Raw genomic sequence first — 14,342 nt, forward strand, 5'->3', positions numbered from 1 at the left:
TCACTACTATTTATATCGGACCAATTTCAAATTTCTAAAGGTTTTTCGATTTAATTTGATGTCTCTCTTTTATTAGCTTTTATCCAGATAGAAATAAATAACAAAACTCCTTCACTAGGAATTTTTCGGATGTTATCTGTGATAAAACAAATACAGCAGTAATTAAGCTTACTGCTGTATTTGTTTTATAAGGCTATTATTCTTATTTTAATATTTATATTTTGAGACTTTCTCTGATAAATCTTCTGCCATTGACGATAGAGATTTCGCAGATGCAGAGATTTCCTCCATCGATGCAAGCTGTTCCTCTGAGGATGCTGCCACTTCCTCAGAAGATGCTGCATTATTACGGGCAATAGAAGCTAAATTGCTTATTGTCTCCATTAATTGTTCTACAGCTGCAGACATTTGTTCTGAAATGGCTGTCACTTCTTCCATTTCCGGTTTGATACTTTCACTGGAACGCAGAATTTCACCAAATTTATCAATAGCATCATAGGATACGTCCAATCCGCTATTTACATTAGAGGTTACCTGTCCCATTTTATCTACGGCATTTTCAACGTCTGTTTGAATCCCCACTATAATTTCTCTGATTTGAGTGGCTGAGAGCTTGGACTGTTCAGCTAGCTTCCGGACTTCATCTGCTACTACCGCAAATCCTTTTCCATGCTCTCCGGCACGTGCTGCTTCAATCGCTGCATTTAATGCTAAAAGATTTGTCTGTTCAGATATATCTGTAATTGCATTTAAAATTGTGTTAACCTGTTTCGAACGTTCTAATAAAGATGAAATATTTTCATTAGTATTCTCAACAGACGACTGAATAGAGGTCATCTGATTCAATGTATCACTCACAGCCTGTCCGCCAACCTCTGCCTGTGTATTCATTTTTTGAACCAGTTCCGTTACTTGTACAGAGCTTTCTACTACTCTATTCACACCTGTTGACACTTCTTCCAGGGAATTCACTCCATCTTCTGTACCGCTTAACTGATGTTCAGCGCTGGAGGATACTTCCTGAATTGCAAGAGAAACCTGCTCCGAAGAACTTGTCATCTGATCTGCATTTGCATTTAGCTCCTGCGCAGATGCAGCAACCTGCTGCGTATTATACTCGACTTCTTTAACCAGTTCCCGTAAGCTTTCTCCCATATTATTAAAAGCAATACCAAGCTGACCGATCTCATCATTTGTTTTGACTTCAACCGATTGTGTTAAGTCTCCCGTACTGATAATTTCTGCTTTTTCTTTTAAATCCTTAATTGGACGGATAATAGAACGGATAAGTAGTAAAATAACAACTGTTCCGATAATTAATGTAATACCCTGCGTAATAGTAACCGGAGTAGAAATTGACATAGCAGTAGTCCCTACTTCACTTTCATCAATTGTTCCTCCCAGCTTCCAGCCTGTCAAACTGTTTGTATCATATACCATAATTTTAGACATATTATTGTATTCATAGTTAAATGTACCGGAATCATTATCATACATTTTCTGGTAGAAAGATTCTTCCGCTTCTTCCCCGGCTTCTGATTCCGGATGATAAATAAAGTTTTGATTTGTATCCAGCAGGATAGCGTAACCATTTTTACCTATACTCATTTCTGATACAAGCTGCTGAATAAAGTCCATAGATACATCAATGCCAATTGCTCCTGATCCATCTTCCAGTGCTTTAGAAATACTGACAGCTATCTGTCCGTCGCCGCTCACTGTCAGATAAGGATCAGATATAATCACTTCTTCCGGATTTGCCATTGCTTCCTGATACCAGTCACGCTCTCTTGGATCATAGCCATCCTCCATCTTTAAATCCGGCTGCATATGGTAATCTCCCTCTGCAGTCCCAAGATAAAACTCAGGAGCCTCAGGATGTAACCCGATATAATCAGACATTATTCTCTCTAATTCGTCTGTATCCTCTATTACATCTGCTGTAATGACGCTCGATAAGACTTCCATATCATTCTGCTTCAGTTCAAATGTATTATTAATTGTCTGGTTCATCACTGCGGTTAACTCCTGTACCTGATCCCGCTTTTGCTGTTCTATCGTATTCATTGAACTAAAATATGACATTACTCCAATGGTTATTCCCGGTACTAATAAAATTAAGATAAAAGATAAGACTAATTTAAATCGTATTCCTTTGGCTTTGAATATTTTTTTCATTTTTCCATCTCTCCTAATTGTCTATATTTATTTATCGGAAGAAATGAGAGAAAATGTATCTAAAAATGAGAAATTTTATAAAAACTTTTTATTATTTCCATTAAAAAGGTAATAAAAGTAATTAAAAGGTAATTATACAATATAATAGATTCTATTAATAAACATAAAAAGGTCTTTTTTATCAAAAATAATAATTCATATAACCATTTAAACAAACTAAAGTTGTGCATATTTCAGATTATATTTCCTGAAATAATTACGGGATTTAATAGCTGAATCAATACTGATTGCCTATAAAAATAAACCCAAATTAAAAAGGTCTTTATTCTCGAATATAAAATAAATTATGTCCCCAATAATGCTATATACATTAAGACATCAAAAAAATGAATAATTTTAAGTTTAAAATACTTATATTTGGAAATAGATAAAATATAGAAAGGAATGATTTTTATGTTTAGTTTTATTTGGAGTCTAATTGTTGGTGGAATCATCGGCTGGATAGCTGGATTAATAGTAAGTAAGGATTTACCAGGTGGAATTATCGGAAATATTCTGGCAGGTTTCATCGGTGCCTGGCTTGGTTCTGCTATCTTTGGAGAGTTAGGACCTGAAATAGGAGGATTCTATATTATCCCTGCTCTGATTGGTGCTATTATCCTTATTGTCGTTGTCAGTTTCGTTATGCGCTTATTCCGCCGTTAAGTTCAGACGATACGGGAGAACGGATGAACAAAATCGAAGCAGCTGCATAGGTTAGGTATATAGCTCATACAGAAAAGAGGAATGTATATGCAACCTGACCCAAATCATGCTTATTCACATGCAGATGAATATCAAGTGATGGATTATCAGCATCCAGAGCAGTTTGATATGCCTGCTTCACAATATAGCCCATACCCTGCTCAAGCGCTTCATCAACATGGACCAGAGCAGCGTGCGTTCTTTTTTCCATTTATCGGCGGGTTAGCTGGCGGCTTATTAGGAAGTGCCTTTGGTTCTGGTCCCGGACCAGGATTCTATGGTCCCCCAGGGCCGCCCGGACCTCCTGGACCACCGGGACCAATGGGATATTACGGTCCGCCGGGTCCACCAGGCCCTCCTGGACCGCCAGGACCTCCTGGATACTATAATGGATACCCGTATCCGCCATATTATTAGGTATCTAGAAAATAGAAAAAGGGAGAATAACACGGCATAGGCCTGTTAAACTCCCTTTTTCTTATGCTTCTTCTAATGTGTGTTCAAAAAGTCTGGTAAACAGGACCCGTCGGCTAAGACCGCAGCGTCCTGGGTTTGCAATTACTCACCCCATCGAAAAGAGTTGCTGCAACGCTGACACTAGCATATCCTGTGCGTCGAAAGTTCAAGGCGACTAGCTGCTATTTCCAAACGTATTTCTCACGTGTTGCGGTGGCTTCTACGTTGTCCACACGACGTGGGCGTTCTTAGTAGAAGATCCTCTTATCGCCGTGTCATCTTTATTGAGCTTTTTGAACATCCTCTACTACAAAATCATCATGTAATGCTTTAATCTCTTCTACCGTCAAACCAATCGTTTTTAAGAAGCCGGCAGCATTCTCATATTTTTCATACATATAGTCCAAGAATGCTTCCATATAAGAAGGCTCACATTCCAACATTGTTTTAAATTGATTGCGCGACATCAGCAGCGGGCGATTATTAAGCTCTTCATCCGTTATTTTCTTGTACTCTCCTGTTAAAGCATAATCCTTCACAATAATATCTCTAGGTACACCTGCTAAATCTAATAAAATAGCAGCCAGGACACCCGTACGATCCTTTCCGACACGACAATGAAAAAGAACAGGATTTCCTTGCTTTTTTAGAAATATGTCCATGATTTCTTTAAATTTCGGTTTACTGGTCTCCAACATTAAGATATACATATCTATAAGACTTTTCGGAATTTTTGTTGTAAATGTAGCTGGATCCAGCAATGGAATATTATAAAAATCATAAAGTGCTTTATCTTCTTTTCTATACTTTCCTTCCATGCTGAGACGCAAATCTATAATGGTATGGACGCCTTTTTCCTTTTGCAAAAAAGCATGTCCCTCCGGGGATACATTATGTAAGGAATCAGCACGGTAATATTTCCCCCATTTTGTCTGTTTGCCATCCTTTGTCGGATAGCCTCCTAAATCACGAATATTTTGTGTTCCTTCTAATTCAATATGTCTTTGCGGATTAAATAATAATGCCTCTGCAGTCATACTTTTATTTCCCCCTTTATGTACAAGCCTTATCCTTCAATAATTTTGACATATACCTTCCGTGTTCTTGGTCCATCAAACTCACAAAAATAAATACTCTGCCATGTTCCAAGGACTAGCTGTCCATTTGAAATAATTAACGTTTCGCTGGCCCCCACAACGGAGGATTTCATATGACCATCTGAGTTTCCCTCCATATGAACATAAGCCGCTTTATTCGGAAAGGTTTCGTTCATACCAAGTGATAAATCACGTCGGACATCCGGGTCAGCATTTTCATTAATCGTAATCGCACCGGTTGTGTGTGGACAATACACAATCATGATTCCTTCCTGCACACCACTCTTTGCCAAAATTTCTTCCAGTTGGCTATCTAAAAAAATGAACTCCTGCTTCTTATTTGTTTTTATTTGAAATAATTCTGTATTTGTAGGCAAACTTTCCCACCTCTTTCCTTCGAAATCATGTCAAAAGTATACTTCCATCTTAACGAAAGTTTTGCTAATCAACAAATAATTAAGCAGTTTTGAAACATAATCTTATCTCAATCGTAAGTATATATATAACCTTAAAATAATCAATCAATACCTAGCACAATAATAAAGAGGAGTGAAGAGCTTGCGAAAAAAATACATATTTCTTATTGGTCTTAGCCTTGCCATCTTCTCTGCCTGTTCAAGCCAGGAGAGTACTGCCGAAGAAAATACTCAAAAAGTGATTCAGCAATTACAGGATGAAGAGTACCAGCAGATTGAACAAGAATACTTTTCAGAAGCTTTATTGGAAAAATACCCCGCTGCCGAATTACAGCTATCCTGGGAAGCAAATCGAGGAACTGCATTGGATGAAATAAACAACCTGGAAGCTGCTGCTAAGGAGGAGAAAACAACTGTTTCTGGTGAAGTTATTTTTGATGACGCAACAGTGACGGTTAAAACGAAATGGAATGAAGAAGAAAAACTGGAAAGCTTACAAATTGAGCGCCCGTATGAAGAGTTAACACTGCCTGGTTCAGCTGTAGAGGAAGAAATTACAATCGAAGCTGAGGAAGGCTACCCCTTAAGTGGAAAGCTGACCCTTCCGGATGATGGAGAAGGACCTTTTCCTGCTGTCGTGCTCGTACAAGGCTCAGGACCGAGTGATATGGATGAGGCTATCTACAGTTACAAGCCTTTTCAAGATATTGCTTACGGATTAGCAGAGAATGGAATTGCTGTTCTCCGCTATGATAAGCGTACATTTACGCACGGTGCGAAAATGATGGAAGATTTAGGTCCAGCCCTGACAGTTAAAGAAGAAACCATCGATGATGCAGTAGAAGCAGCACGTCTGCTGCAAGCTGACGATCGAATTCAGGCAAATCAAGTATATATTGGCGGACACTCACTTGGTGGAATGCTTGCACCACGGATTGATGAAGAAGCAGATACAGCCGGAATGATTCTTTTAGCCGGTTCTCCTCGTTCTCTATGGGAAATTATGTACGATCAGCAATTAGATTTGATTCCTGAAAATCTGAGTGATAAAGCAAAAGAGCGGGTAAAGGAGCAGGCTGAAGCATTTAAAGAGCTTACAGAAAGCTTTCAGGATATGTCTGCAGAAGAAGCAATGGAATATGATCTTTCTGGAATGAGCGGATATTATTTTCAAGAAATGGATCAGTATGATATTGGCCAGATAGCCCTTGATTCCAACAAACCGATACTTGTCCTTCAGGGAGAAGCAGATTTCCAGGTAACGATGGAAAAGGATTTCGCCGCATGGCAAAGCATTTTTGAGAATGACCCGCAGGTAACGTTAAAATCATATCCAAACCTTAATCATATCTTTATTTTGTCTCAGGGAGAAAATAAAGGAAGTGTTCAAGAATACCAAATTCCCGGTCATGTTGATGAAAAAGTAATTACAGATATAAGCGACTGGATTATTGAGCATAAAAATTAAAAAAAGGAGCATAAAAATGAAATTAAAACAATTAATTATTCTATTAACATCTTTTTTATTAATTATCGTACTTGCAGCATGTGGAAATTCAGATTCACCCTCTGAAACAGATAATGACAATAGCCCGGAAGATACACAGACAAATCAAGAAGAGACGGAAGAGGAAGAAACAACAGGCAATGAGGATACTGCTTCCATAACATCTGAGGAGGCCTCTGAAACTGCTGAAGCATTTTTAACACTGGTGGCTGATGAAGATTTTGAAGGGGCAGCAGCACTTTTTGATGATACTATGGCGTCTGAAGTAACTGCAGCTGATTTAGAAGAGATTTGGGATCAGCTTACTACAGATTTCGGGAAGTTTGCAGGATACGACTATGTGGATGAGCAGCAAGTTGATGGATATTACTCCATTCTTTATGAGGGAGCATTTAATAATCAGCCTGTTGTTTTAAATGTATCTGTTAATGGAAATAATGAAGTTGGCGGATTTTTTATTCAGTAAGCATGTGTAAAACCGCTTCTTATTCCATAACGCCCCTCGTTCTAGTTTACAAGTTGAGAATCGGCCTATAAAATAATACTATAAGTGTATGTGTTCAAAAAGTCCTTTATAAGAAATTATTGTTTTACTGGCAGGAGGAAAGCTTTTGTTAAACCAAGCATTAATTAAGAAAATTATTATCGGTATTTTACTTGTAGCACTTGGTGTGTTCTTGTACTTTTACTTTTCAGTATTTATACCTGTCTTACTCGCATTACTGACAGCAGTTATTTTTGAACCGCTGGTAAAGCTGTTGAAGAAAGCTTTAAAAACAGAAAAACGAATTTGGCCGGTAACCATTGTCTTTACAACATTTGTAGTGGCAGCGTGCGCATTGCTTTATGTTATGCTTACAAGCACAATCAGCCGTATTGTAGAATGGAGCTATAATGTTCCGAAGTATGGAAGTGAAATTCAATCTATTATTAATGAAATTATTTATAAATTTAATGATTTGATTGCTGATTTACCTCAGCGCGATGCAATTATCAGTGAACTGGAACGACAATCGGAGCGGTTATTAAACACCGGATATGACTTAGTGGAGAGCATGATCGGCATGCTCGGATCATGGGTGCAATCTATTCCCAACCTGCTCTTTATATCTCTTGTTTATCTTATCACTTTCTTCTTATTCAGCCTTGATTTACCAAAGCTGTTTCAAGCATTCTTTGCTCTTTTCCCAGAGAAAACAGCTATCAAATTAAATAACTTCTTCGGTCGTTTAAAAGTAGTGTTCTGGGGATACTGGAAAGCACAGTTCTTACTTAGTATTATGATTTTTGTCATTACTTATTTGAGCTTATTATTTATTTCGCCGCGATTTGCACTGTTAATGACCTTTATTATCTGGATTGTAGATATTATTCCTCTTTACGTCGGTCCTGCATTAATCCTTGTTCCCTGGGGAGGATTAATGATGATGATCGGAGATGTTCCAACCGGCCTGCAGCTGATGATATTAGCATTATTCCTGCTGGTTATCAGACGGATTACGGAACCAAAGGTACTTGGCGATCAAATGGGACTCGCAGCGTTGCCGACAGTCTTATCCATGTATTTTGGTTTTGTCTTTTTCGGGGTACTCGGGCTGATTTTTGGACCATTCGTTGTCAGTGCATTCCAGGCAGCCCATGAGGTTGGATTGTTCCAATTCGTAAAGAAGAAAACAATTGAGAATGCAGAAGAATAGCGATAATATTGCACAAAAATCCGAATCTGAATTCACACTTTCTTAATCTAAAAATGTGAATCAGATTCGGATTTTTTTATAAAAGTATAATTGCGGCTTTAAATATGTCTTTCATTACTCGATTATTTCATTCAGTGCGTAGCCGACACCATTTTCTTCATTGCTTCTTGTTACATGATCTGCATATTCCTTTACTTCCGGCTCTGCATTCTGCATTGCCACAGCAGTTCCTGCATATTGGAACATGGAAACATCATTATAGTTATCTCCAACGGCCACAACATCTTCCTGGGGAATGTGATAGTATTCCGCCAGCCCTTTCAAGGCATTTCCTTTACTCGCATCTGGATGAGCAACCTCTAATTTTTGATAGCCTGAGGTTGTTACAGAGATATCCTCTCTATCCTTCCAGGCTTCCGCAAGCTTCTCTAATTCTTGACGACGGAATGACAGAATAAACACTTTGTAAGGCTCCAATTCTGCAACTCCCGCTTCTAAGTAATCATCTACTTCGACCATACCATATTGCATATTTTGTATTTGAATAATATGTTCTGCATTTTCTTTTTCCTCTGGTGTATCAAAAAGCGTTTCCTTTTCCTCTTCCAGAATCGGCTGTTTATCTTTTTGGATATATACACCTCTATTTGTATAAATTTCAAAATATAATTCCGCCTCAGATACTTTTTCCATTATTTCTATTAACTTGTCTGAAGTAAGTATCTGGCTGCGGATAATTTCATCATTTACACTTGTTAATGAACCATTCGCACAGATTAGTGGAAGCTCCAAATTAGCTGCTGCTGCAATCTCCTTCATATCATGCAGTGATCTTCCAGAGCAAAAAACAACGCTATCCCCATTCGCTTGTCTTTTGCGAATGGCTTCCTGATTTACTTCGCTAATTTTTCCATCTTCCCCCAGTAACGTACCATCCAAATCAATTGCTATTAACTTCATTCGCTTCACATCCTTCCACCTGCTATCTTACCATATTTTAATACAGGTTTATTCTCTGAAATATTTCTATTCACTTCTTTCTTATAAAAATAGCGGGACAGGATTCAACTGCCCCGCTATCTATTAGATCCTACATTCCCAATAAAGTGGTTACAATCCAGTTAGAACCATAGAATATCATAAATTGAACACCGATTCCTACACCGAGGAAGCGATTCAATAAACCTCCGACCATAGCCATTGCAAAAGTAACAGTAACACTCACCAGGCCGCCTTCATAAAACGCAAGCAGCGTAACTACACCAATAAACATTGCTATAATTGCTTCCTGGTTAATATGTTTTAGGACAAGAACTGTTGCTTTTCTTGCAAAGTTCATTGAAAATGGGTAAGCGATAATTGCGGCAACAATGATTCCAATCAATCCGTAAAGAAGAAAATCCAGCGGCTCCATTAACGTATGTAGATTATGAACCGGCTCTGTTGTAAATACAGGCGGTGCATTAAATAATGCCTGCGCCGGACCAATTGCTACAGGACTGAGCGGAATTCCGAATGCAACCAGCGGAATAATCGTTTCCGCAATATAAGTAGACTCTGTTACACCATTCATCGTAGAAAGACTAGTCGTTGATTTTTTGTATTGCCCCTTCACACGGGATCCTATCAATTCCCCCATCAATGCTGTCATCCCGACAGGACTGAGAGCAAAGGTCAGGGAAGACAGGAAGGATGTTCCACCGACTGATCCTGCTTGTTTTTTCGTTAAAACTTTAAATGGATTGGGAAAATAGCCGGACCAGGATTTCTTTTCTGGAGCTAATTTATATTCATTTGGCTGTTGACGCTGAATCATTAACCGGCCACTTGCAGAAGACGCTAATAGAATATCTGTAAACATTGGTCCAATAGCAATTCCCAGGAAGAAGCTTATGGATAATCCTGTTCCTAAAATCGTTGTGCTGACCAGATTTAACCCTTGAATCACAAGAGCAAGTGGAATAATTAAAATAATACTTGCCCAGCGCCCCTTGGAAAAATAACCGATTAAAACAGCAGCTAAAGTAAAAATAATCCCTGCATTTTCTTGAAAAAATTCGCCAAACTGACTCAAGAAAACAGCAAATGCCAATGACACAGGAAGTGCAATAAATGCACCAATAATTCCTCCAGAAATCATTTTTCGCAAAGCAATATGCGGCAGACCAATTCTTCGCATAAAGTTGGCATGATCCAGCATTGGCGTCGCTGTTGTATCTCCAGGCACACCCATTAACGCAGTTGGTATCGCATGCGTGAGATGCTTTGAAAGTACCGCCGACATAAAAAATGCAAAAACGGCCTCTGGCGGTGCCCCTAACAATACAACAATTAATGTTGCCGGAACAAGCACGGCTGTTTCATCCGAACCGGAAATTAAACCGATTGCGGTAAATATAATCCCCGCTACAATTGCCAGCAGAATTGATATGAGTAATACATCCATTTTTGTTCAATCTCCTCTTTCACCATTTCTTCTCTTCTGTGTGATGCTGCTCCTTATCATCAGGAATAAACATGTCATAAAATCCTTGTTCCTTCATTTCCTGCGCTGTTACTGGATCATTTAATATAGATTCACGCTCTTCTTCCATATCCAGTTGCAGCTTCTCATATATTTCCGATAGTTCATTGCTCGTAGATGCTGTTTCATTTAAGGTTCTTTTTGGTTTAAATAAAAACGTGTTTATCAGCAGGCCTATTACGCTTCCGGCTATTCCTAGCAGCAATGAATAGGACTGAATCATTTCCTCTGGAGCAATTCGTGGAAAAATAAGCTCTCTGCCTATAAAAAAGCCAATAAAACTGAACATCACGCTGATGATAATTGTAAAAATTAAATGCTTCCCATAAACTGTATCACCAATAATTTCAACATATGTCCGGGAACTCTTTGGTTCTTGTTCTGCCATATTTCAGGTCCCCCTTCTCTAAATTCATTTATCTGCAGAATGAAATAATCTGATTATACTACATACAAGCTAATTATACTAGAACCTATTAGCAGATACTAATTATAGATTTAACTCCTCTTTACCTCGTCTAAATATTTTTCCAGTGCCAGAAAAAAATATAATTTAATCTCTCTAACATTTATTCAAAATACATAGCAAATCTTATAGTTTATTCAGCAGCTTGAACTATAAATTTCTTTTTCTAGTAAAATAAATATTTATTTCACTTTCCTGTTACTACTATTATTTCAAAATTTTATGTAGGATAAAACAAGATGCATTATCACAATGTTGTACAAAGATAATTCTCTACTTTGTGATGTAAACGCATTCATTAATTATTCAGCAATTGTTATGATTCTAATCAAAGGAGGCAGGCGTTGTGTTAGGAGAAAGAGAAGAGATTATTTTTAACGCACTAATCAATGATACAAGTATTTCAAGTTCAGAGCTTGCAGATAAATATAATCTTTCTCGCCGACAGTTAGGCTATACCTTTAAAAAAATAAATACTTGGTTAAAAGACAATCATTTGCCAGAAATAGAACGAACCAGGAAAGGTCAATTTATTATCGATCAATCTATTTTAACTGCAACAGTGAAGCAAAGTTCTGCTGGAGATTCCAAGTCCCGGGACGGAATTATGTCTGAACAGGATCGGGTAAAATTTCTGATTATGGCCATATTGGGCGGAAAAGATACTATTTCATTAAGCGATTTAACCAGACAGCTGGATGTCAGCAAAAACACCATTTTAAATGATATGAAGCATGCTCAGAGGCTGTTAGATTCTTATCAATTGGAAATACAGCATACAAGAAAAGAGGGTTATCAGATTATAGGAAATGAATTTCAAGCACGCAAGATGATGATAGGACTTGCAAATGAATTAATCCTGCATGATGACAACAAAAGAAAACTCCAGGAAATACTGATGCTCGAGGATGAACTGCTTGACCAGTTTGAGCGCCGGCTGGAACGGGTGGAACAAAAGCTTACCATCCAATTCACAGATGAAATTATGATGTCGCTCCCGGCAATATTTGTATTAATTCTGCGGAGAATCCAAAAAGGGTATCCAATTCAACCTTTCTTTATCCGCTACGACGAGCTTTCTAATACAAAGGAATATCAGGCGACGGAAGAAATTTTATACGATAAAAGTCTTCCAACTCCTGAGCGTATCTTTATTACATTGAATCTGTTAACTGGCAGTGTCCACCGGAATTCTTGGGTGACAGAGGACTACATTCCTGACTTAATTCCGGCGATTGATAAAATGGTCCGGCTTTTTGAAAAAAATGCCTGTATTAACTTTCATGATCGTAAGCAGTTAATTGATAAGCTCTTGCAGCATTTAACACCGGCGTACTACCGGATTAAATATCAGCTGACAGATTCCATCCTTTTCGAAGATAACGAGAATGAAGAATTTGAACAAATCCGTCACCTGGTTCATTTAGCAATTAGTCCACTCGAAGAAGTGATGGAAAGCAAGATTCCTGAAAATGAAGTTACTTACATTGTCATGTTGATCAGCGGCTGGATGCATAAACAGGGAGAAAGCATAGCCCAGAAAATAAAAGCACTGGTTGTCTGCCCGCGCGGAATCTCTGTTTCCCGGCTAATGTTCCAGCAGCTGCGTGAGCTGTTCCCTGAATTCGTATTTTTGGATTGGCTGTCTGTCAGAGAGTTTTTACATTACGAACTGGATTACGATATCGTTTTCTCGCCAATTACGTTAGAGACAGATAAAAAGCTGTTTATCTGCAAACCGGTTCTGCGCGCGGAAGATAAACAGCGCATTCGAAAACAAGTCATGCTGGAAATATATGATTATATTCCAAATGAAATCAATGTGGACGATTTAATAGAAAAGATTCAGCAGCATTCCAATATCTCTGACGAAAAGAGTTTGCGAAAGGAGCTCTATGCTTACATCCATCGGGATAAGAATGCAGCCATTACAAAACAGGCCTCTGCAAATGAAGAGAAAGACTTACATGATTTTCTGACTATAGATCATATTACGCTAAGGGAATCTGTCTCCTCTTTTGATGAGGCCATCCGATTATGTGGTGCATCGTTACTTAAACTTGGATACATTACACCAAATTACATCGATGCAACCATTCAGCATTCGAAAGAGGATTCTTATATTGCTATCGGCGAGCATGTTGCTATTCCTCACGCCACACCAGAGGAAGGTGTTCAAAAAGTTGGTATGAGCCTGTTAAAAATTCGTAACGGTATCGCTTACGGGGAAGAAAATCATCAGATTCATTTGATGATTATGATTGCTGCAGTTGATAAAAAGCAGCATATTCATGCACTAATGCAATTAATGAAGGTTGCTTCCTCGTCTAGCCTGTTACCGAAACTGATTCAGGCAAGTTCGAAGGAATATATATACAAATTGATTCGAGATTATATTATTAATTGATTTATAGAAGGATGTTCAAAAAGCCCAATAAACAGGACTTTTGAATACGCACTAATAGTTAAGGCAGGAGTGGTATTTCATGAGTGAATTTCGTTTTAATGAGGAAGTTATTTTAATGAATTTAGAGGCTGCTGACTACACTGAGGTACTTCAGCAGATGGGAGAAAATCTAGTAAAACATCATTATGTCAAAGACAGCTTTATTCCGGCAATTATCGAAAGAGAGCAAGAATTTGCAACTGGATTACCGACAGCAGGCGTATCTGTGGCTATTCCACATACAGATGCTGTCCATGTAAATCAGAAAACTATCAGCATAGCTACATTAAAGAATCCGGTAGACTTTGTCATTATGGGAGAAGAAAGCGAGACCACTCCTGTTCAAATCGTATTTATGCTGGCAATGGATGAGCCTCATTCACAGCTTAAGCTTCTGCAGGATTTAATGAAAATTTTTCAAGAAGGTACTTTTCTCGATCAATTACTTCAGACAGATAGTGTGCTGGAGATGAAGAAACAAGTAACTGAGAAACTTAATTTGAGTGACTTTAAAGGAGGTGAGAAGCTATGAAACAAGTACTTGTAGCTTGCGGAGCAGGAATTGCTACATCCACTGTAGTGAACAATGCGATTGAAGAATTAGCGAAAGAAAATGGGATAAAGGTAGATTTAAAACAAATCAGAATTGCAGAAGTAAGTACCTACGAGGATACAGCAGATCTACTAGTTACTACTGCAATGACAAAGAAGGAATATTCTTTCCCGGTTATTAATGCACGCACATTCCTGACAGGGATTGGTGTAGAAGATACAAAGAAACAGATTTTAGAAGAATTACTAAAATAATATT

General features: G+C 38.1%; 13 protein-coding genes and 1 pseudogene. 8 read left to right on the top strand and 6 right to left on the bottom strand.

From position 1 onward, the window contains the following. Nucleotides 1–207: 207 nt before the first annotated feature. On the bottom strand, nucleotides 208–2,178 hold the full coding sequence (locus tag MHH51_RS18480; protein ID WP_339282876.1) for a methyl-accepting chemotaxis protein: 1,971 nt from the start codon (nucleotides 2,176–2,178) through the stop codon (nucleotides 208–210). Between the two features lie 453 nt (nucleotides 2,179–2,631). Between MHH51_RS18480 and MHH51_RS18485 the strand changes: the two genes are divergently transcribed. Next, complete coding sequence (locus MHH51_RS18485; RefSeq protein WP_147210686.1) at nucleotides 2,632–2,883, top strand: GlsB/YeaQ/YmgE family stress response membrane protein; 252 nt, start codon at nucleotides 2,632–2,634, stop codon at nucleotides 2,881–2,883. A gap of 258 nt (nucleotides 2,884–3,141) precedes the next feature. Continuing rightward, nucleotides 3,142–3,339: pseudogene (locus MHH51_RS18490) on the top strand (hypothetical protein); the annotation flags it as partial. A 320-nt stretch (nucleotides 3,340–3,659) separates the two neighbouring features. Here the strand turns inward: MHH51_RS18490 and MHH51_RS18495 are convergent. Next, on the bottom strand, nucleotides 3,660–4,415 hold the full coding sequence (locus MHH51_RS18495) for a tyrosine-protein phosphatase (protein WP_147210687.1): 756 nt from the start codon (nucleotides 4,413–4,415) through the stop codon (nucleotides 3,660–3,662). A 29-nt stretch (nucleotides 4,416–4,444) separates the two neighbouring features. Then, a complete protein-coding gene (locus MHH51_RS18500) occupies nucleotides 4,445–4,852 on the bottom strand; it encodes a secondary thiamine-phosphate synthase enzyme YjbQ (RefSeq protein WP_339282878.1) in 408 nt (135 codons plus the stop codon). A gap of 181 nt (nucleotides 4,853–5,033) precedes the next feature. On the opposite strand from MHH51_RS18500, the gene MHH51_RS18505 reads away from it, so the two are divergent. From MHH51_RS18505 to ytvI, 3 genes are all read left to right on the top strand, one after another. Next, a complete protein-coding gene (locus MHH51_RS18505) occupies nucleotides 5,034–6,359 on the top strand; it encodes an alpha/beta fold hydrolase (protein WP_339282880.1) in 1,326 nt (441 codons plus the stop codon). Between the two features lie 16 nt (nucleotides 6,360–6,375). Next, nucleotides 6,376–6,864 (top strand): DUF3887 domain-containing protein, encoded by a 489-nt coding sequence (locus tag MHH51_RS18510; protein ID WP_156984960.1) that lies wholly within the window; start codon nucleotides 6,376–6,378, stop codon nucleotides 6,862–6,864. A gap of 145 nt (nucleotides 6,865–7,009) precedes the next feature. Then, nucleotides 7,010–8,095 (top strand): sporulation integral membrane protein YtvI, encoded by a 1,086-nt coding sequence (gene ytvI / locus MHH51_RS18515; RefSeq protein WP_147210691.1) that lies wholly within the window; start codon nucleotides 7,010–7,012, stop codon nucleotides 8,093–8,095. Nucleotides 8,096–8,209: 114 nt separating this feature from the next. Here ytvI and MHH51_RS18520 read toward each other — a convergent pair whose 3' ends face one another. The 3 genes from MHH51_RS18520 to MHH51_RS18530 all read right to left on the bottom strand — a co-directional run bounded on the left by MHH51_RS18520 (nucleotide 8,210) and on the right by MHH51_RS18530 (nucleotide 11,007). Further along, nucleotides 8,210–9,055 carry a Cof-type HAD-IIB family hydrolase gene (locus MHH51_RS18520; RefSeq protein WP_339282882.1) on the bottom strand — a complete coding sequence of 282 codons (846 nt, stop codon included), beginning with the start codon at nucleotides 9,053–9,055 and terminating at the stop codon, nucleotides 8,210–8,212. A gap of 130 nt (nucleotides 9,056–9,185) precedes the next feature. Next, nucleotides 9,186–10,541, bottom strand: coding sequence for a tripartite tricarboxylate transporter permease (locus MHH51_RS18525; RefSeq protein ID WP_147210693.1), 1,356 nt, complete (start codon nucleotides 10,539–10,541; stop codon nucleotides 9,186–9,188). A gap of 19 nt (nucleotides 10,542–10,560) precedes the next feature. Then, nucleotides 10,561–11,007 carry a hypothetical protein gene (locus tag MHH51_RS18530; protein WP_147210694.1) on the bottom strand — a complete coding sequence of 149 codons (447 nt, stop codon included), beginning with the start codon at nucleotides 11,005–11,007 and terminating at the stop codon, nucleotides 10,561–10,563. 424 nt (nucleotides 11,008–11,431) lie between these two features. Here MHH51_RS18530 and MHH51_RS18535 point away from each other — a divergent pair, with 424 nt between their 5' ends. The 3 genes from MHH51_RS18535 to MHH51_RS18545 all read left to right on the top strand — a co-directional run bounded on the left by MHH51_RS18535 (nucleotide 11,432) and on the right by MHH51_RS18545 (nucleotide 14,338). Continuing rightward, nucleotides 11,432–13,492, top strand: coding sequence for a BglG family transcription antiterminator (locus MHH51_RS18535; protein ID WP_339282884.1), 2,061 nt, complete (start codon nucleotides 11,432–11,434; stop codon nucleotides 13,490–13,492). Nucleotides 13,493–13,571: 79 nt separating this feature from the next. Beyond that, on the top strand, nucleotides 13,572–14,063 hold the full coding sequence (locus MHH51_RS18540) for a PTS sugar transporter subunit IIA (RefSeq protein WP_147210696.1): 492 nt from the start codon (nucleotides 13,572–13,574) through the stop codon (nucleotides 14,061–14,063). Then, nucleotides 14,060–14,338: a PTS sugar transporter subunit IIB gene (locus MHH51_RS18545; protein WP_147210697.1), complete on the top strand. Its 279-nt coding sequence runs from the start codon at nucleotides 14,060–14,062 to the stop codon at nucleotides 14,336–14,338. Before MHH51_RS18540 ends, MHH51_RS18545 begins: the two co-directional genes overlap by 4 nt. The last annotated feature ends 4 nt before the right edge of the window (nucleotides 14,339–14,342 follow it).

The organism is Oceanobacillus sp. FSL K6-3682, assembly GCF_037976165.1.
Classification (GTDB): domain Bacteria; phylum Bacillota; class Bacilli; order Bacillales; family Amphibacillaceae; genus Oceanobacillus; species Oceanobacillus sojae.